Consider the following 20,160-nt stretch of genomic DNA (forward strand, 5'->3'; position numbering starts at 1 on the left):
ACAAATAAACGGGGTTACAACATGAATAGATTAAGTTTCGCGGATTACCATGTAAGCGATGAAATAAAAAGAGCACTAGCTGTATTAAAATACGAAACTCCAACAGAAGTTCAGCGAGAAGTCATTCCACTAGCATTGGAAGATCAAGACCTCGTCGTAAAAGCTCAAACAGGAAGCGGCAAGACGGCCTCGTTTGGTATCCCTGTTACCGAAAAGGTTGAATGGGAAGAAAAGAAGCCACAGGCGTTAATTCTTACCCCTACTAGAGAGCTGGCTGTTCAAGTCCGCGAAGATATTACCAATATCGGAAGGTTTAAACGCATTAAAGCAGTCGCGCTCTACGGAAAAGAACCTTTTGCGAAACAAAAAGAAGAATTGAAACAAAAAACACATGTAGTTGTTGGTACACCTGGACGGGTCATGGACCATATTGAAAGAGAAACCCTCGCTTTAGATCAAATCAAGTACCTGATCATCGATGAAGCTGATGAAATGCTGAATAAAGGTTTCATTGATGAAGTAGAAGCGATTATTAAAAAGCTGCCTTCAAATCGCGTCAGCATGGTCTTTTCTGCTACCTTGCCCAAAGATGTTGAAAACCTTTGCCATGAGTATATGAAAGAACCGGTTCATATTGAAATTGAGTCAACTGGAGTAACGGCCAATACAATTGAACATTTCCTAATTGAAGTGAGAGAAGATGAAAAGCTTTCACTCCTCCAGGACGTCACAGTTGTAGAAAATCCAGATAGCTGTCTCATTTTCTGCAGAACAAAGGAACACGTTGAAGATGTGTATAGTGAATTGAAGGAAGCTGGATATGCTTGTGAACGACTTCATGGAGGACTGGAACAAGATGATCGATTTGGAGTCATGGAAGGTTTCAAACTGGGGAAATTCCGCTATCTCGTGGCCACCGATGTAGCTGCCAGAGGCATTGATATTGACAATGTAACACTTGTCATCAACTATGACGTTCCTATGGAAAAGGAAAGCTACGTACACCGAACCGGCAGAACCGGCCGTGCTGGAAATAAAGGAAAAGCCATTACATTTATGACACCGTATGAAGAAAAGTTTATAAAAGCAATTGAAAGATACATCGGCTTTGAAATACCAGTTATAGGAGCTCCTAATCAGAAGGAAGTAGCTGGTGGAAAAGCTGCTTTTGAAGAAAAACTGAGCAGCAAACGAATTGTAAAGAATAATAAAACAGCCCGAATCAATCAAGATATTCTGAAACTCCATTTCAATGGGGGTAAAAAGAAGAAACTCCGTGCTGTTGATTTCGTTGGGACGATTGCTAAAATCCCTGGTGTCACAGCAGAGGATATCGGCATTATCACAATCCATGATCAAATGTCGTATGTCGATATTCTGAATGGCAAAGGATCACTCGTACTACAGGCTATGGAGAATACGACAATTAAAGGGAAGAAGTTGAAAGTGAGTAAAGCGATTAAATAATAGAAACTTTATATCCCCCTCATCTCTTTGGAGTGAGGGGGATATTTGCCTTCTTTAGAATTTAAGGGATACTTCATAACTGTGAACAGGAGGCAATTCATTTTTGGTTACGTTAATTTATTCAACTTCTTTTTTTCATATACCATGTCGATCATTGGCTTTTGATCTTCTTATGATACCTTTAAAACAGAGATCCTCATACAGCAATACCGTATTGTGATTGTCACTATAATCATTCCCATAACCTTTTTCAAGAATGGATTGGCAGTGAATCTCCGAAATATATTACATTTGCTTTCTCATCAGGAATCCGTTCCTAATCATCCGGGTACATAAGCAGTAATCGGTGGCCTCCCTTAACAACTACATTTCTCTAAATCCTAACAAAATCTTTTTTGCTAAAAAAGGCTTAAGTTTTATTTCCTTTAAAATTTTATAATGTATAATTTTAGTTACTATATTTTTCTAATAAAGGATGGGTACTGCATGTGTAAAGAACAAACAAGATATTCCCGCCTTGCTAATATAACTAAATTAATCAATATGAAGCTCGAATTACGTGAAGTATTGGAACAGGTAACAATTGCAATATCAGATGAAATCGTCCGGTGTGATTCAGTCGGTATATACTTGCCGCAGGAAGATGGATCATTTAGAGGATTTGTCGGAAAACCAGAGTCTCTAAATGGTTGGACTTTAGATATGCATGTCATTGATACTGAATTCGACTTACTGGCAAAAGAAGTAATTGAAACAAAGAAAACCATATATATCCCCGATACATCAAAGGATGATCGCCCTGACCCCCGTGCAGTTGCAGGCTTTCAAATCAAATCTTTATTAGCTATTCCAATATCCTTTGAAGATGAGCTGTTTGGACTTGTATTTTTATTTGATTATGGCATACCAATGAATCTAACAGAGAATGAAATACAAACAGTTGAAGCATATGTCAATATGGCTGCTGTCGCTATACAAAATGCAAATAACCTAACTTATAAAGAGCGTCTCATTAAAGAAAAGCAGCTGCTTCTGGATGCGACGCGGGATTTATCGATGTGTTCCTCTATGCAAGAGAGTCTTGATAAATGTTTTTTCTATTTAGCTCAAGTTTTAGATACGTATAATACTGCGGTGCACTTATTAGATCCAATTGCCGAGAAAACAATTAAACCAGCAACGCTAAGCAAAAGGAGTGACTGGACAGAGGCAGAGTGGCTCCATACACATAATAAAATTAAAATCGACCAAAGTAATGACCTAGTAATGCAAGAAGTATTTGAGACACGAAAAGCTGTACTCATTCCAGATGTATTTAAAGATGCTCGACCTAATCATGATGTTTGTCGTAATTTTGGTATTAAGGGTCTACTCATGTTCCCTTTAATTTCCATGGGGGAGATTTTAGGACAAATATCCGTCGTGAATCTGGGAGAGGAGGAAGTTTCCTATTCGGAAACTAAACTACAGCTAGCCCAATCCATTATAGATGCGACAGCTGCGACTCTATCTAACCTTTTATATATGGAAAAGCAGGAAGTCATTATTGAAGAAAGAACATCTGAAATAACAGTAAAGAACCAAGAACTTGAAGTGGTTGTAGCAGAATTACAGCAACTTAGCCGAGAAAAAGAGTTAATTCTCAACTCTGCAGGTGAAGGAATATTTGGTTTAGACCTAGATCGAAACATTACATTTTGTAATCCAGCAGGCGCACACATGTTAGGTTACGAAACAGAAGACGAGTTAATTGGGAAAACAGTTAATGTTATCTTTAAAAACACAGAAACAATCCGAAGAAATAGTATGGCATATAAATTAAAATCAAATCAAAAGCACTCTTTAGAAGAAGGGGAATTTTTCAGAAAGGACAATACCAATTTCTCCGTTGAATATGTCATCTCGCAAATAGAAGAAAAAGGTGAAGTTGTTGGGGAAGTCGTCACATTTAAAGACATTACAGAGAGAAAACAACTAGAAGAAGAAATTACTTACCATGCCTATTACGACAGCTTAACCAATTTACCTAACAGAGTTCTTTTAAATGATCGGTTAGCTCAAGGAATTATCCACTCAAAAGAGAACAAAGAAAAGTTAGCCGTATTGTATTTAGATTTAGACCGCTTTAAATATGTAAATGACTCGCTTGGCCATAGTTTCGGCGATCATTTGCTTCGAGCTGTCGCCAATCGTTTACGCAATTGCGTTCCAAATACAGCAACGTTATCTCGACAAGGTGGAGATGAATTTGCCATCTGTTTACCACATATTCAAGCTAAAGATGATGTCTTGGAAGTTGTTAATAATATTATATCTGCTTTTTCTAAGCCATTTCGTTTGCTAGACAATGATATTTTTATTAAAGCGAGTATTGGTATCAGTATATACCCAGATAACGGCGATACAAAAGATACGTTAATCAAAAATGCAGATACAGCAATGTATAAATCAAAAGAGACAATAGGCTGCGGTTATCACTTCTTTAGTGAAGGCATGGATATAAGAAACTTTGAAAATATTCAACTAGAAAATGCTTTATACAAAGCTTTAGAAAATGATGAACTTGTTCTTTTGTATCAACCTCAAATCAACTATAAAACGAACCAGATTGAAGGAGTAGAAGCCTTAGTGAGATGGAACCATCCCGAACAAGGTATGATTCCACCTGGAAAGTTTATTCCGATTGCTGAAGAAACCGGACTAATTGTGCCAATCGGTGAGTGGGTCCTTACTGAAGCTTGTAAGCAGTTAAAGGCGTGGCATAATCAAGGTTTCCAATTACAAAGTGTGTCTGTGAATTTATCTGTCCTTCAGTTTGAACAAAATAATTTATTCTCCATTGTTAAAAACGTATTAGAAAAAGTAGAGTTGTCTCCGGAGTATTTACATTTAGAGCTCACGGAAAACCTTATCGTTAAAAATACAGAATTAACCTTAAAAACGATGAAACAATTAAATGGACTAGGTATTAACTTAGCCATTGATGATTTTGGCACCGGCTATTCCTCTTTAGGTTATTTAAAAAAATTGCCAATCTCCACGTTAAAAATTGATAAATCCTTCGTACAAGAAATGACCGAAGATGAAGCTGCTATTACAAATACAATCATTACATTAGCTCAAAATTTAAATCTTGAAGTCATTGCTGAAGGTGTCGAGACCTTGGAACAAGCAGAATTTCTATCTTCTCAAGATTGCTATATGATGCAAGGCTATTTTTTCAGTAAGCCTCTAACCGCTGACCAGATACTAAAAAAATACTTTTCACATAAATTTAATTAACATATAAGGAGAATGATCATCATGAAAACAGCCAGACTTGTACTAGAATATTTAAAAGAAAGCGGAGTAAAGTATATTTTTGGTATTCCAGCAGGTTCAGTCAATGCTTTTTTTGATGAGCTAAATGAAGTTTCCGAGATTACGCCAGTTGTAACAAAACATGAGGGTGCAGCTTCATATATGGCTGCAGCATATGCAAAGTATTCGAATCAATTAGCTGTTAGTATCGGTTGCAGCGGCCCAGGTGCGACAAATCTAGTAACAGGGGCCGCAAATGCCATGAGAGAACATTTACCGGTGTTATTTATTACTGGATCTGTCCCACTAAATACAATGGGGTTAAACTCTTCTCAAGAACTTGATGTTGCCCCTATCTTTGAGCCAGTGACAAAATATAGTGTATTGGTTAAAGATTCAAAGGATATTTTAACAGAAGTTGTGAAAGCGTGTGAAATCGCGCTAAGTGGTGTACCTGGACCTGTACACATTGCAATTCCACTCGATCTGCAACATGAAATCGTAGAGGATGTTACAATCCCAGCTCCAGCAAAGAGAGTGGCAATGGCGCCGGATCCGCTTAAAATTAAAAAAGCAGCTCAAGAATTATTGAATAGAGAAACTGGCTATATTTTCATTGGACAAGGCTCAAGAAACTCCATTGATCAAATAATTGAGTTAGCAGAAATGCTTGATTGGCCAATACTCACAACTCCAGTAGCCAAAGGATTCATCCCAGAAAGTCACCCACTTCTTAAAGGCATTTTCGGCTTTGCTGGTCATGAAGAACCTTCCTCTCTAATTAACGAAGGGAATGGAGAAGTATTATTGGTTGTTGGGTCAAGTTTAGGAGAAACAGCAACAAATAATTATAATGTAAATCTAACAAAAAATCGTTTTACCATCCAATTGGACTTTGACCAATCCGTATTTAATCGAAAATATACAATTGACTTGCCTGTTCTAGGTGATATCAATTTAAGCTTATCACTCCTAATTGAGGAATTGAGAGCTGCAGGTCTTAAGAGAAAAACTACTGATCCATCTGTTCAAACTAAGGGAGCCTTTGAAGAAATTACAGAGGAGTATAATACAATAAATGTCCTACTAAGCCTACAAAAATATTTGCCGGCTTCAACTAGATATACTATTGATATTGGCGAGTTTATGTCTTATGTAATTCACCATATGAAAGTTTTGGATTATACGACTTTCGATATTAACGTACATTTTGGAGCAATGGGAAGCGGTATTGGAACTGCAATTGGGTCACAATTAGCAGATCCAGAGCGACCTACTGTATGTATTACAGGTGATGGTTGCTTCTTCATGCATGGTATGGAGATTTTAACCGCTAAAGAATACAATTTACCAATCCTATTTGTTGTAATGAATAATGCCCGCTTAGGAATGGTTTATCATGGCCATTCAATGCAATTCCGTCGCACACACCCATCATTTGAGCAGGAAGCAATTAATATTAGTGCTTTAGCCGAAGCTATGAATATCCCAAGCTATAGAGTAAACAACATGCAGGAACTTAACGCGGACCTATTAAATAAATTCGAAGATTTAAATGGACCTGCAGTTCTAGAAATAGCTTTAGTCGATAATAATACACCACCAGTAGGCGATCGAGTGAAGTTTCTATCTTCTTTTGGAAAATAATATTCTATGAACCAAAAAGCCATATAGTGAGGAGGCTTCTCCCTACTATATGGCTTTTTAAATAGCTTTTATATCTTCCATTTGCTTTACAAACTTGAGAATGACTCGTGTATTACCTTACCAATGGCTTGCATTGTCTTCCCTTTAAATTGATCAGGAACTGCTTCCCCTGTAGGATTTATATAATAATAACTACCATTTTCCTTATTGTATGTGTAACCAAGATTCATTAATAATTGCTGTAGATCCATTGGAAGTCCAGATAATCCTGTCTGTTCTGTGAAATAAGTTGTTGGGTAAATTTTCACATCAACATCCCTAATGCCAGTATGCACAACAAACAAGTCTTTTTTATTGTGAACAATCCACTGGCCTTTTGAATATAAAGAAATCCTTTTCCCTTCTAAAGAAGAGATTGCATCTAAATTAACTCCGAAAATTCTATTGATCATCCCTCGAATAACCGGTCCTGTTAACTCTTCCTTACACTGATTAAGGTACGAATCAATCACGACTCTAGAAAGCAATTTGCCATCAGTTGATGAACACCCTTCAATCGCATTAACATTTTCCAATATAGGTGCCTCATCTAAATCTAACCCGAAAGTTGATTCTACAACTTCACAAACCACAGCACTATCAATTGTATTTTCAGTAGAATCTAAATGCTTATCCATCATTTCAGATTTTGACATTAAGTTCCCCCCTTTAAACTTTTACTCTCTTCTTAGAACATAGAACATCATTCACTTATTATACAGTTCACTATGCACAATCTAAAATAATTTTTTACAGGTTTTAACAAAACTTATTCAGCACTTATAGATTCAACGACTACTTGGTTGATGGGATCGAACATTTCATTTACAGATTACTTTTGAGTGCTTAATGTGCTAAGCAGCAAAGAAAAATAAGCTCATCTCAGAAGATATCAATAAATTATTTTCTCAACGTTTTCTATTGTGATTTTACATAAAATAGCCGATATTACTAGAGAGAAAGTCTCATTGCGTTATAAATGCATAAAACAATATAAAGCGAGGAAAACATGGTACATAAACATACAGTTCCAATTAGAATTATTGATAGAATCATAGAAGAAATGTTTACAGCCATGTAAAAGTACCACGACTGCCATCGAGGGAGCCACCAAAAAATAGAACGGACGAGACGTGCACTTTCTATGGAGGGACGGGTATGATAAAAGCCAGGCGCTTAAATGCAGCTTTTGGACTGAGACCCTTGGACCATAGAGGCTCCATGGAAAGTGACAAAAGTCACCACTGACTGCTTACATTTTTTATTGGTGACTCATATATTTAATGTTGGCTCTTAACTTTGGCACAAGAGGCTTTCAGTCATGGCATCCTACAGAGATTCTTGGAGGAAAATTTGTGATGTCATATTCTAAACAAAAAGGCTATTTGCAAACGTATTTTTCATACCTAAAAAAATATAATTTTTCAGTTGCATATAATGATTATGAATTTTTCCCTACCAAAAAGTTCCCATCGAGTATTACTCCATTTAATTTTAATGTATCACCCAACCAGAAAGAATTCTCAATGATAGAATATCTACATAAAGGGGTAAAGAGGACAGCTCCCTTTACAACTTTTATGGAAAATTCGGAAACCAATGCATTGATTATTATCAAAGATAACTCGATTATATATGAAGGTTATTTTAATGGTCATAAAAGAGAAACACCACACAAATTGTTTTCGATTACAAAGTCTTTCGTCTCTGCTCTTATTGGGATTGCAGTTGAACATGGAAAAATTAAAAATGTCGACGAATTAGTAAAAACCTATGTCCCAGAGATACAATTAAAAAATATTACAATTAAGCAACTGCTACAAATGGAAGCAGGAATAAAATATACAGAGGGTCATTTTCCATGGAGAGACGAGGCTAAGGTCTACCTTTATCCAGATGCTAGAAAATTAGCATTGTCCGTTGTAGAAGTTACGAATGAAAGATTCTTTCACTATAATGATTACCATTTATTATTATTAGGTCTCGTTCTTGAAAGAGCAACTGGCAAAACGATTTCAGAATACTTACATGCTAACATTTTAAGTGAATTAGGAATGGAGTTTCCGAGTTACATAATTATGGACAGTGAGAAGAGTTCATTTGAGAAAATAGAAAGTGGACTTGTTATGACAGCAATAGACTTGGCGAAGTTTGGAAGTCTTTATCTAAAAAGCGGAGAATGGGAAGGAAAGCAAATAATAGCAAAACAATGGGTACATGAATCGGTAAATCAATTAAATGTACCTGCTAATATGGAACATTTTAATTATTATAATCGTCACCCATGGGGAAAGATGTGGTTTAAGCAAAATAAAGCATACTATAAATATCTTTGGTGGGGACATAAAAATAGCCCTCAGAATAATGACTTTTTTGCTTTGGGTTCTTTAGGGCAAGTATTGTACATTAGCCCTGAAAATAACGCAGTCGCCATTCGTTTAGGGAAAAAATGGGGAGTTATGGACTGGTGGCCTACCATTCTATATAAGTTAGTTAATCTTAAATAAACGAATTCTGTTATTAGTAAATAATAAATAATCCATACCAAATATTTTTTAACCAAAGCAGGCAAGTTTTAATCCTTATAACTTGCCTGCTTTGACGTGTGATTTTTTCAAAGCTTTAAAAACCTCATTTACTTATGATACGGCTCACCGTAACGTTGGATAGGGTAAAGTAATAACAGATTATGAAATAAAGAGGCTGGGACATAACTAGCCTAAAATAAAAGAAAAAGCATTTGATCACCGATTTTTGGTGATCAAATGCTTTTTTGTCCTTACCTTTAAGATTATCTGGGGTCTGGCCGTTCCTCATGGCAGTGTATTTCCTCAAATTCACTGCCATGAACGCGAATCCCATTTCGTTTTTCACCTTTTCTTTTCCCCTTACGGAGAAACGGGTGAACGCCCTGTAAATTCACATAGCACTATCGCCACTCATTTCTATGATATCCTCTAATGCTCATAAATCAAGGAAAAGAAAGCATCTATATTATTGGTTGTATCCCCATATTATCTAGTATTTTTAGAAGTACGCGACCCGTTTCGTGACCCACTTTATTCATTTGATTAGGGTCCCCTTAATGTAAGTTAGTGTAAACAAACAGAACAAAAAAAGAATTCGTATTGTCTATATGGATTTTTATAGACTGTGTGCTGCATTTAAAGTAAATATGTCTAATTGTTATCTGTTACTTTTCTCAGAATTCATTGCCTTTATTCCGAACGATCAAAATATAGCTGCTAGCGCAACCAAAGTGAAAATATCAATTAACCAGAAATAGTAAAAATTAATTTCTAAGTACCGAAAAAAACAAACCACCTAAAGATGAAATAACACCTAAAAATATAAAAATCGGTTGAGCACTTTTTGTTTTCTTAAAAAAATTATGTATATCTCCTATTGTAAACAAAAATGCTGACAAAGATAAAAAAGCATTATTTCGTGAGGAAATTCACCATTATTTATTCTTATAATCCCCACTAATGCTAACATTGTTCCTATAATTATAATAATTACATGTACTAATGTTAAAATCCAAAATAACTCTCTCTCCTTATTAATCCTTAAACACATTATAGTTATTGATTCTGACACCAGTTTTCATTTCTTAAGGTTGAATTAGTTCACGTTAGTTTATAAGAAAGATTTAATTAAAGCTTAAATTATTTATTATTGATTGTATTACGTTATCCTGAATCGTAACGTCGGCATCTTGATCAAAGTAATATGAAACCATCCTTACACCATCTTGATTTAATCTATTATAAAAATAACAAGTATTAACCTGTGTGTTTGGACTTGGCATTAGTTTAATAAACGGGAGGAGTGCAAGCGGTTCATGGCCATCTTCTTCAAGCAAGTATAAATTCTCTATATCTAAACCATTTAATACTTCAATATTATTCTCGATAAAAGTATTTCTAGTTCCTCTTAATAATTTACAATTACAATGATATAAACCTGCACTAAAATGTCCTGTGCCTGGCTGAATTAATTGATATCCCTCATAAGCAGCACCTATTACATTTCTTAGCGAATGTAATTCTTTTTCTAATAAGACCAATCTATTTTTAGCTTCAGTACTGCTTTCAACCCCACCATGACCTTTCCAATCATTTCGGTATCCATTTGTCTTCCGTAAGACATTATATATTTGTTTAGATGAAACCATCTTTATAAAGCCTTTTCTTTTATGTTGAAACAATCGTAAGCATTGTTCGGACGAATCCTCTAATAATTGCCTTAGCTTCTTTGCCATATTTTCACCAATATGAACCCATGATCCAAAAGTTGCCCTAATTAATTTATCTGCATCAATCTCATAAATATATTTTTCATCTAAATTACTACCGTTCTTTGTATATGCACTTAGCATCAATACAACTTGAAATTGCGCAAATGCCTCAAAGAAATGTAATAAAAATTCTTTCTTCGAGGACACATCCTTTATAGCATAGTATTTATACAAGATAGATGCTAAAGGAAAGGGCAGTGTTTCTATCCATTCAGCAAATCCATCTTCCCTATTTAATTTTTCTAATCGTTTATTTAGTTGCTCATAACTGTTGGGGTAATTCCATGCCCTATCTTCGATGCTGTATAATTCATTCCTAAATTCATCAATCTTAGATTGTATGTTTAATAACTCTTGCTGCACTTTCTTTTCGGGAAGATATACATTTGCTTTCAGTAAGATGGTTTTATTAATTTTTTGAATATAAGCACCACTCATCAGACTTTCTCTAACAAGTAAACCTAATTCTGTATTGAACCATTTTGCTAAATAGGTGGTATACACGTTATCATTCAATATAATTTGAAAGTAGTTTTGTGATTTAATTTTCATTTCTTGTTGATTGTCTACTACATCTGATAAACCTATATTAGGTAGATATATTGAATTCGCTTGTTCTTTGAAAGAAACATCTTTTCTTGGTAAGCTATTTATACTGATAACTATATCTTTAAGAGGTATCGTAGTAAGATTAGTTTTGTCAACAATCCTTTTTACTTCTAATTCTTTTTCCAATCTTACATACGAAGAAAATGATACACTTTCTACTAATTTACCATTCTGGAGTATTTTACTTTCTTTTCTTTCTTTCCAATTTAGAATTACCTGTTCTAAATTCTCATTTATTAATTCGCTAATGAACAAGCCATCATACTTTTTACGGCTTAAAACTACTAGATATGTTCCAATTCCTGTATTAAATAAAGTTCCAGGAGGAAGATAGAAAGCAGAGTCTAAGTAAACACCACGATCTTCTAATATTGGTAAAATTGTATTTGGTTTTTGTCTATTGAAAAATTTTTCATTCACTACAAAAAACATTTGACCGTCCTCGCTTAACAGTTTAGACGCTTTTAATATTAATAAATGACTTAATTCAGCATTAAATATTTTATTATTTATTTCTGCTTTAGACTTCATACCCATTGGAGGTAAACCACATATTAAATCAAAAGCAGCCTCGCTTAATTCATCGAGGACTCTTAATGAATCACCTACGCTAACTTTATGCTTATCATCTTTCAGTATCAAGTTAGTAATTTTAGCAAATGTATCATTTCTACTAATTAGAACACTACTCTTAACATTTGGAGCTATTGCATCAATTAATTCACCATAAATATTCCAAGGTACTAATACATTAACATCTTTGGTTATCACTTTTCTCATAAAGTTACCAATAATTGCGGGGGCAATTACTTCACCAAAGCCATTTGATTTCCTTTGTATCTCATTAATGTCTTGGTAATTCAAATCAAAATCCTTTTCCAGTCCTTCAAGAATCAATTCATTTATATCAAGATTCCTTGCGCCTCTAGATAAGTCCGCCAAATGATTTAATTGCAATAGTTTATTATTCAATTTCTAACCTCCCGAAAAACATTTTATGTAAATTGTCAATCCGTACGGAGCTAGAAAGTAGGTTTTATTTATGTCATTCATTACTTATGGAACAACAACTATTCATTACTACCATCATAAACAAGCTCGAAAGGATATTAAGATTTCTGTTGATCTAGTTAACGGTGTTGAAGTCTATACACCAGAAAAGATAGATGAAGATAAGTTAGCAGAAATCATCAAGAAAAAAGCTTCATGGATAACAAATAAACTTCAAGAACTTGATGAAGTGCAAACATCCGTCCAGCCAATAGAATTCATAAGTGGTGAAAAGCTCCCTTATTTAGGTCGCCACTACCGACTGAAGGTTTATAAAGAAGCCATTCCAAATGCATCTTTTAAATTCAAGCAAGGACGTTTCATTGCTACCATTCCTCGTAATTGGTCACAAGAACAGGTACACCAGAAGCTAGAAGAAAAACTTATTGCATGGTACCGACAACATGGACTTAATAAAATAATCGAACGAGCAAGTATTTATCAATCCATGCTGGGTGTTGAACCCCGGTCTCTCCAATTGAAAGCACAGCATAAACGCTGGGGAACGTGCACCCCAAACGGCGATATCTATCTGAATTGGCGAATCGTGATGGCGCCCATTAGAGTGATCGACTACGTCATCGTGCATGAGTTAGCTCATTTAATCATACCTAAGCATAATGATGAATTTTGGCGTATGGTCGGAATGACTCTTCTTCATTATAAAGAAGCTAAAGAATGGTTGCGTGTACATGGAGTAGAATTACATAGCATCGGGTATTATGTAAATCCAGCCCCCTTCCATCTCATCCAGTAATTCTTGGCTTCCCCTATATAAGAGGCATAACATCTTCCTCATGATGTTATGCCTCTAGTTGTTATTAATTAAGAGTTATAATGGACCCTACCTAGCTCCATCAATTGTCTTGCTACACTCTCTACTTGTTTATTAGGAACAGCGCTTGCCCGTAGCTGCTGCTTAAGTTTTTTTCTCATTTCACGCTTCACATCTTCTTTTTCAATCCAATCAATCACTGCATTATCTTGAATAATATCAGTGATGATTTCGGTTAAATCTTTTAATCCTTCTTGTTCCATTTCAACTGGGATTTGCTTTTCCAATAACTGATAAAACGGCAGTTGCTTGGCATCTTTCAGACCGAACGACTGACTCTCCCGTTCCATATCCATCATTTCTTCTCTAATGGCATGGTATTTTTCCAGTAGTTCTTCAATCGTTAATTGTCGCGCCTTTCGTTGTTCGATCAGCTGCTCCAAACGTTCTCTAATAGATGTGTATTTTACTGGGTTCTCTTCCAGCTTGATTCGAATCTCATGTTTAATCGCATGTTCCATTTCCGCCGCTTTTGCTTCAGGAGTCTTTAATTCATCCAGTTTTTCACCAAATTTGCCGGATAAAATATTTACAGGCTCAAACAAAATCCTAGGAGTCGTTGCGTATACGTATTCTTCAATGAGTTCCCGCACCTTACCACCACAATCAGATATATCCATCGTGCCATCATCGACATAGTAACGAGACTTCGCTAGCATTCGAATCTTGCCTAACCATTTCAAGTCATCGACATAGACTTTTGCTTTTGGACTGGGCATCACCATATCCATGCTTTCAGAAAACTTCTTGAAGACTGTATTGAATGTATCGCGCACATCTTCTGGTTCCAACACCTTCAAACAGGCTTCCAGATCATCTTTTCGTATATAATCAAAGAATTGCATCACCCTGCGATGACGAGATTGTAACCGCGGAATCTCTTCATTGACATGATGCATAGCACCTTTAATATCTTCTTCATGAAAAATACCAAGCGCTTCTTCCAAGAAACGTGACACCCCATAATAATCGACAATTAAGCCATGTGTCTTCTTATCATAGGTTCGGTTCGTTCTGGCGATAGCCTGAAGCAGATTATGTTCTTTCAAAGGCCTGTCCAAATACATGACTTGTTCGATCGGTGCATCAAAGCCTGTTAAGAGCTTATCGCAGACGATTAGGAAAGCTAGCGGATCTTCATTTAATGGCTTCTTAAAACGTTGAATAATTTCCTTTTCTTCAGAACGTGACAGACCATACTGTTTCATTTCTTTCGGATTGGAAATAATGACAGCTGATTCATAATCACTTAGTTCATCCATTAATTTCTTATACTCTACTGCCGCCTTACGGGATACTGAAACAATTTGTGCTTTAAAGCCGTTTGGCTGGATATGCTGTTCATAGTGGTCAATCATATCAAGCACAACTGTTTTTAAACGCTTTGGGGAGGCACTTAATGATTCTTCTGTTACATATTTCTGTTTAATTCGTTCTTTATCTTCATCCGAATAACCACGGAAGAAACGGTCAAATAAGGTATCAATGGTCTCCCCTTGGACATGTAAGTCAATTAACCTTGCTTCATAAAAGATCGGCACCGTCGCCCCGTCTTCCACTGCTTTTTCAATGGGATACTTATCAATATAAGTTCCAAAGGTTCGTACGGTACTTTTATCTTCTTTGTCGATTGGTGTTCCTGTAAAGCCGATGTACGTTGCATTTGGCAATCCTATACGCATATTCATAGCCAATGAACTGTACTGGGAGCGGTGCGACTCATCGACTAGTACAATGACATTTTCTGAATCGGTTAGTAGCGGATAATCTTCATTTTCCTCTGGTTGGAATTTCTGAACCAATGTCATTACGGTGGAGCCTGGGCCCTGCTGTAATAACAACTTTAGCTCTTCTACTGATTCAGCTTGTTTTGGATTTGGAAATCCACATCGTTTAAAGGTAGCCGTGATTTGAGCATCGAGATCTTGACGGTCAGTTACAACAACAATGACAGGGTTCTCCAGTTGTTTAAGACGCCGTAACTTCATCGACAAAAATATCATCGAAAGCGATTTCCCGGATCCTTGTGTCGCCCATACAACCCCACCACGAGCCTGTGGGTGTTCACCAGCAAGGATTCGTTCTACAACTTTGTTCACCGCCCTATACTGCTGATAACGAGCCATTTTCTTAATCACTCGTCCATCTTCCGGTTCATAGACAATAAAGTTCAGGATAATATCAAATAGTCGCTCTTTGTCCAAGATTCCTGCCGTTAAAATATCCTGAGCTGTCGGGTTCTCCCCTACATCCTGAATTGATAACGGATAGGGTTCTTTCCATGTACTATAATGTTGTATTTTAGCTCCGATCGTACCAACCTTTGCACGATCATTACTCGTGGAAACCAGAAACTGATTATAGTGGAACAGTGCTTCATTTTCTTGTTGATAGCGACGTAACTGCTTCACTCCTTGCCCAATCTGTTCATCTGGAGGCAAGGCTGGACTTTTACATTCAATTACCACTAATGGCAAGCCATTGACATACAGCATAATATCAGGACGAATGGTATCATTCGCATGCGTATAGCTGAATTGATTGGTAATGATCATATTGTTATTGTTGATATTGTCGAAATCTATCAGTTTTACCGTCTGATTCTTCCGTCCACTCCCCACATCTTGTTGAACCGACAGCTGATTAATGAGCAGTTCATGAAAATGTTGATTCGCTTCCATTAAACTTGCTGCTTCCAGATATGTAACACTACGTACCACTTTATTTAAGTTGTTCTCATTTATCCATGGATTCAAGTGTTGAATTGCTGCTTGTAGTCGTCCTTTTAAGACAACTTCCGCTTTAGACGTGCGCTCTTTATTCAGTTCCGCTCCATGAACATATATGTAGCCAAGCTTCTGAAGTTGGTCAATCATTCGATTTTCCACTAACGTTTCTTCATCCCAAGCCTGTGCTTCAGTCATGACGGAACCTCCTCGTTATCATTGATAGGAACACGGACGTTACCTGTTAGAAGTTGTTGCATAAGACCAAGCTTTAAAATCGTAAGTTTCTTTTTCTTTAATTCTTCATTCTTAAGCATTTCATCCCAAGATGACATCATTTTTGTTATCTTTTTTTGTTCTTCTATATTCGGTAAAGTAATGGATAATTTTTTTTGATTTGTAATACCAATATAGCTTCTAGTAGACTGAGATGATAGTTTCTTCAGTGTTCCCTGAAACTTCTCACTCCGAAAATATAATGCTAGATATTCTTTTAATAATACATTTTCATTATCTATTCTATAAAAAGTTACTTGCGGAGTTAACATTACATAATCACTTACACCTGGCACAATAGCAACTCGACCAACTGTACCCTTATGAGATAACAATACATCTCCAGGATATGAAAAACCTTTCCTCAATTTTTCTGCTTGTTCTTTACTAATAAATGAACAATTCTTGATATCTACTTCACCAGAATGTAAATTATTCGCCATAATAAAAGGAATACCCTCTTTAACATAATCTGCTGACTTTGGATGAATTGAACCATGGTTTCCATCTTGTATTGATGATATTACATTTTCATTTAGTAATTCATTAAAAGTCTTTATATTCCATTCTAATGGGACTTTTCCTATTGATGTATTTTTAAATTCTGTATGTCCAATCCCTTTCGTCATTAACTGTTGTACTAATCCTTTTTTGACCGTCTCTGTTTGTTCAATGATTTGTTCTGTTTTTTCGATTGCATTATCGATGGTTAAAAGGATTGCTGCAATTTTTTGTTGTTCATTTACTGGTGGATAAGCAGTAGTAAAGCTTTGGACGTCGTACTGGTTTAAACTCGCTTGGTTAACTGCTTGTTTAGCATTAGATTCATAATATTTTTTTACAGAATAAGAACTTAATAAATAGAAGAGATACTTTGAAACAACCTTTTCATTGGGTCTAAGTAACAATAGATTCATACCATGATATAAAGTCTTTTCGGTGTCATATAAAGCAACTTTGCCTATATGTTTAACGCTATTTATGTGACTAAATAATATGTCACCTCTATGAAGCTTATATTTTTCTATATTTATTGATTCATCAATAAAACCCACCTTATTAAAGTCGATGACTCGGTTAGCGATAGTTTCTATTCGGGTAACGGGTTGACCAACCTTTTCTTGGTTCTGTTTTTCTGAAGTTCCATTTCTTATTAAACTAAGTAACTCATTTAAAGAATAAACAGTCCATCCATTGGGGATTTTACTCGTGAATGCCTTAGCTCTTTTTACTTTTTTATTTTCACTCACCATACCCCAACTCCTTTAAATACCCATACATCTTCTCTTCTATTGCTTCACGTTCTTCCTCTAGTTTCTTCAACTTATCCAATGCTGCTTTAACATCGATTTCTTCTTCCTCTTGGTTTGTATCAATATAGTGGGCAATGGTTAAATTAAAATCATTTTCTTCAATATCTTCCAAGTCAATTACTCGACAATATTTCTCCTGCTCTTCCCAAGCATCATAAGCCTGAACAATTTTATTTATATCCCCGCTACGAAGAACGTTCTGATTTTTGCCTTCTTGATAGTCTTGTGAACCATCTAAAATAAACACTTTTCCCTTTTTATCCTCTGTCTTATTTCGATTCAGGATTAAGATACAAGCTGGAATACCTGTTCCATAGAAAAGATTCGATGGCAAACCGATAATAGCTTCCACTAAATCATTCTTTAAAAGACCTTCACGAATTTTCCCCTCAGCTCCACCACGGAATAGCACACCATGTGGCATGACCACGCCTGCTTTCCCTTCATGATTAAGTGTGGACACCATGTGTTGAACAAAAGCATAGTCCCCAGCATTTTTGGGTGGTACACCAAAGCGGAACCGGCCATACTCATCCGCTTCAGCCTCTTCACGTCCCCAGTTTTTAAGTGAAAAAGGTGGATTAGCTATTACTCTGTCATATAAAAGCAATTCTTTATCATTGCCTAACAGCTTCGGCTCACGAATTGTATCTCCACGTTCAATTCGGTGATCGCTTAAACCATGTAATAACAGATTCATCTTACAGATCGCCCATGTATTCAAGTTTCGTTCTTGTCCATGCAGCGATAAATTACGTGGGTCTCCACCCCGTGATTTGATGTAGTCCACTGATTGAACAAGCATACCTCCTGAGCCGACAGTCGGGTCGCACACCCTCATTCCTTCTTCTGGTTTAATCAACTTCACAATCAGTTCAACAACCTTTGTCGGTGTGTAGAATTCGCCACCTTTTTTCCCAGCATCATCGGCGAACTGTTTAATTAAATATTCATAAGCACGTCCAAGCATATCAGGTTCCGATAGATTCTCATTACTCAATTTAATGGAAGAAAAATGTTGTATCAACTGCAGTAACAATCTATCAGGCAATTTATCCTTATCATTAAAATCAATATTAGCTAAAACACCAACTAAAGATGGGTTCTCTTCTTCAAGTGCTTCAAAGGCTTTGTTAATTGTATTACCGATATCCTGTGTCTGAATTTGAATATGTGTCCAACGTGCCCGCTCTGGAACGAAGAACTGATGTTCATCTTGGTCATACCATGCATAGTCATCATTCTCTTCCTCTTCCACATATTCTGCATGCTCAATGAACACGTCACTTAAGCGTTTTAGAAATAGTAATCCAAATATATAGTTTTTATAATCAGAGGAATCAATACTCCCTCTTAGAATATTTGCTGATTCCCATAAGTGTGATTCTAGTCCTTGCAATGTTAGCTTCGCCATATATAAACCCCCGCATATCTCTATTTACCTATTTTACAAATATATCAAAAACAGTGCTAAATAGATAGAATCGGGACTAAATGGACAGGTAAATCCCATATGGAGTTGATAATAACGCCATGCACCCGAACAGCTCAGAATCATTTGAGCGGCTGGCACTCTTCTCAAAGGTTTGTATATATTCACAAGCTACGTTCTGCAGACATCTCTAAAACCAAAAGATTGGAGGAAAAACAGCATATATTTTCTGGCAGTACCCCCACTTATATATAGAGAGGGGTACTGGCCTGTTTCATGCCCCACCCCTTTTATAAACCGTTATTTATCCATTTGGATAGATAGCGGTTTTTTTGTTTTACAGAGACGACATGCGTGGTGAGAGGAGCGCAAAAGTGAAGGGAGGTTGCCTAATGAATGAGTCACTACTTCAGATTTTGTTGAAAGCAAAGGAGTTGAATAAGTGGGTTTCAACTGAACATCTAATTAAATACAAAATCAGAGAAGTAAGTCTTATGGAACTAGAGGACGAAGGGTTGATTCTCGTTGCAAAAGGCCCTGGTTGTAGCCCGCTTGTAAAGCTCACGTTGAAAGGCTATCACTACTTCAGCAAATGATAGCGAAGATGTCATAACCAACATCTCACTAATCACAGGAGGAATATTTATGTTGAAAAGATCATGGAAACAAAATCACCCCAACACGTTTGACATACTTAATGGGAAAGGGGTTTCTACTTCGGAAGTCAGATCAATTTATCGTGCATTGCAGGACCAACATGTCGCTAATGCTCAAGGCATCGCTGAAGCAATTGAACAAAACGATTACGTAACATTGAAAATCTTGCTTGAACAAAGAAAGGGAATAACTGGTGCTATTGAAGCAACTATTCAGGATTCTAGCAAAGTACAAGTCTTCAAAGATCACATCATCGACATGCTTTCATCAAGTGCAACATTCGCTGACGAAAAAGGTCAGATAATACTCGATAGAGTCACAGACATCGTTGAGAAGGCTAACTCGAAGACTCACAATCTTGTAACAAGCACAGTTGACACCTCTGCACGCATGATAAGCAAGGGGAACCGACTGAATCATAAGACCGGGAAATTCATTTTAGACAAAGCATCTGACGGGTTATCAATGCTTTCCAGCCTGATAAAAAATAAGTTCTGAAACCTTGAAGG

The 20,160-nt window shown here is 36.3% G+C and carries 12 protein-coding genes and 1 pseudogene; 7 read left to right on the forward strand and 6 right to left on the reverse strand.

Annotated features, from left to right (window positions below):
- Positions 1 to 21 precede the first annotated feature (21 nt).
- The 3 genes from QR721_RS13520 to QR721_RS13530 all read left to right on the forward strand — a co-directional run bounded on the left by QR721_RS13520 (position 22) and on the right by QR721_RS13530 (position 6,414).
- Positions 22 to 1,467, forward strand: coding sequence for a DEAD/DEAH box helicase (locus QR721_RS13520; protein ID WP_348027866.1), 1,446 nt, complete (start codon positions 22 to 24; stop codon positions 1,465 to 1,467).
- Positions 1,468 to 1,953: 486 nt separating this feature from the next.
- Positions 1,954 to 4,749: a sensor domain-containing phosphodiesterase gene (locus QR721_RS13525; RefSeq protein WP_348027868.1), complete on the forward strand. Its 2,796-nt coding sequence runs from the start codon at positions 1,954 to 1,956 to the stop codon at positions 4,747 to 4,749.
- A gap of 21 nt (positions 4,750 to 4,770) precedes the next feature.
- Positions 4,771 to 6,414, forward strand: coding sequence for a thiamine pyrophosphate-binding protein (locus QR721_RS13530; protein WP_348027870.1), 1,644 nt, complete (start codon positions 4,771 to 4,773; stop codon positions 6,412 to 6,414).
- An 86-nt stretch (positions 6,415 to 6,500) separates the two neighbouring features.
- Here QR721_RS13530 and QR721_RS13535 read toward each other — a convergent pair whose 3' ends face one another.
- Positions 6,501 to 7,109, reverse strand: coding sequence for a hypothetical protein (locus tag QR721_RS13535; RefSeq protein WP_348027872.1), 609 nt, complete (start codon positions 7,107 to 7,109; stop codon positions 6,501 to 6,503).
- A 702-nt stretch (positions 7,110 to 7,811) separates the two neighbouring features.
- On the opposite strand from QR721_RS13535, the gene QR721_RS13540 reads away from it, so the two are divergent.
- Positions 7,812 to 8,960 (forward strand): serine hydrolase domain-containing protein, encoded by a 1,149-nt coding sequence (locus QR721_RS13540; RefSeq protein WP_348027874.1) that lies wholly within the window; start codon positions 7,812 to 7,814, stop codon positions 8,958 to 8,960.
- Between the two features lie 124 nt (positions 8,961 to 9,084).
- Here the strand turns inward: QR721_RS13540 and QR721_RS13545 are convergent.
- Together QR721_RS13545 and QR721_RS13550 are read right to left on the reverse strand one after the other, a co-directional pair.
- A pseudogene (locus QR721_RS13545) lies at positions 9,085 to 9,360 on the reverse strand (hypothetical protein); the annotation flags it as partial.
- Positions 9,361 to 10,105: 745 nt separating this feature from the next.
- Positions 10,106 to 12,334 (reverse strand): type I restriction-modification system subunit M/S, encoded by a 2,229-nt coding sequence (locus QR721_RS13550; RefSeq protein ID WP_348027876.1) that lies wholly within the window; start codon positions 12,332 to 12,334, stop codon positions 10,106 to 10,108.
- A gap of 70 nt (positions 12,335 to 12,404) precedes the next feature.
- Here QR721_RS13550 and QR721_RS13555 point away from each other — a divergent pair, with 70 nt between their 5' ends.
- Positions 12,405 to 13,169 (forward strand): M48 family metallopeptidase, encoded by a 765-nt coding sequence (locus QR721_RS13555; RefSeq protein WP_348027878.1) that lies wholly within the window; start codon positions 12,405 to 12,407, stop codon positions 13,167 to 13,169.
- A 68-nt stretch (positions 13,170 to 13,237) separates the two neighbouring features.
- Here the strand turns inward: QR721_RS13555 and QR721_RS13560 are convergent, their stop codons facing one another.
- Genes QR721_RS13560 through QR721_RS13570 form a run of 3 tightly spaced genes read right to left on the reverse strand, consistent with a single transcriptional unit; the run spans position 13,238 to position 18,976 of the window.
- Positions 13,238 to 16,171: a type I restriction endonuclease subunit R gene (locus QR721_RS13560; RefSeq protein WP_348027880.1), complete on the reverse strand. Its 2,934-nt coding sequence runs from the start codon at positions 16,169 to 16,171 to the stop codon at positions 13,238 to 13,240.
- On the reverse strand, positions 16,168 to 17,502 hold the full coding sequence (locus QR721_RS13565) for a restriction endonuclease subunit S (protein WP_348027882.1): 1,335 nt from the start codon (positions 17,500 to 17,502) through the stop codon (positions 16,168 to 16,170). The genes QR721_RS13560 and QR721_RS13565 overlap by 4 nt, the downstream gene beginning before the upstream one ends.
- Positions 17,492 to 18,976, reverse strand: a complete 1,485-nt coding sequence (locus tag QR721_RS13570) for a type I restriction-modification system subunit M (RefSeq protein ID WP_348027884.1) — start codon at positions 18,974 to 18,976, stop codon at positions 17,492 to 17,494. The genes QR721_RS13565 and QR721_RS13570 overlap by 11 nt, the downstream gene beginning before the upstream one ends.
- Before the next feature lie 410 nt (positions 18,977 to 19,386).
- Between QR721_RS13570 and QR721_RS13575 the strand changes: the two genes are divergently transcribed.
- Positions 19,387 to 19,590, forward strand: a complete 204-nt coding sequence (locus tag QR721_RS13575; RefSeq protein WP_348027886.1) for a hypothetical protein — start codon at positions 19,387 to 19,389, stop codon at positions 19,588 to 19,590.
- A gap of 49 nt (positions 19,591 to 19,639) precedes the next feature.
- A complete protein-coding gene (locus QR721_RS13580; RefSeq protein ID WP_348027888.1) occupies positions 19,640 to 20,149 on the forward strand; it encodes a hypothetical protein in 510 nt (169 codons plus the stop codon).
- Positions 20,150 to 20,160 lie beyond the last annotated feature (11 nt).

The organism is Aciduricibacillus chroicocephali (assembly GCF_030762805.1).
GTDB classification, from domain to species: domain Bacteria; phylum Bacillota; class Bacilli; order Bacillales; family Amphibacillaceae; genus Aciduricibacillus; species Aciduricibacillus chroicocephali.

What these genes read in the sequence shown, in the direction of transcription:
- QR721_RS13540 (WP_348027874.1), top strand. Translation starts at nt 7,812, where the DNA reads ATGTCATATTCTAAACAAAAAGGCTATTTGCAAACGTATTTTTCATAC.
- QR721_RS13565 (WP_348027882.1), bottom strand. Translation starts at nt 17,502, where the DNA reads ATGGTGAGTGAAAATAAAAAAGTAAAAAGAGCTAAGGCATTCACGAGT.
- QR721_RS13525 (WP_348027868.1), top strand. Translation starts at nt 1,954, where the DNA reads ATGTGTAAAGAACAAACAAGATATTCCCGCCTTGCTAATATAACTAAA.
- QR721_RS13555 (WP_348027878.1), top strand. Translation starts at nt 12,405, where the DNA reads ATGTCATTCATTACTTATGGAACAACAACTATTCATTACTACCATCAT.
- QR721_RS13570 (WP_348027884.1), bottom strand. Translation starts at nt 18,976, where the DNA reads ATGGCGAAGCTAACATTGCAAGGACTAGAATCACACTTATGGGAATCA.
- QR721_RS13530 (WP_348027870.1), top strand. Translation starts at nt 4,771, where the DNA reads ATGAAAACAGCCAGACTTGTACTAGAATATTTAAAAGAAAGCGGAGTA.
- QR721_RS13575 (WP_348027886.1), top strand. Translation starts at nt 19,387, where the DNA reads ATGAATGAGTCACTACTTCAGATTTTGTTGAAAGCAAAGGAGTTGAAT.
- QR721_RS13520 (WP_348027866.1), top strand. Translation starts at nt 22, where the DNA reads ATGAATAGATTAAGTTTCGCGGATTACCATGTAAGCGATGAAATAAAA.
- QR721_RS13535 (WP_348027872.1), bottom strand. Translation starts at nt 7,109, where the DNA reads ATGTCAAAATCTGAAATGATGGATAAGCATTTAGATTCTACTGAAAAT.
- QR721_RS13580 (WP_348027888.1), top strand. Translation starts at nt 19,640, where the DNA reads ATGTTGAAAAGATCATGGAAACAAAATCACCCCAACACGTTTGACATA.
- QR721_RS13560 (WP_348027880.1), bottom strand. Translation starts at nt 16,171, where the DNA reads ATGACTGAAGCACAGGCTTGGGATGAAGAAACGTTAGTGGAAAATCGA.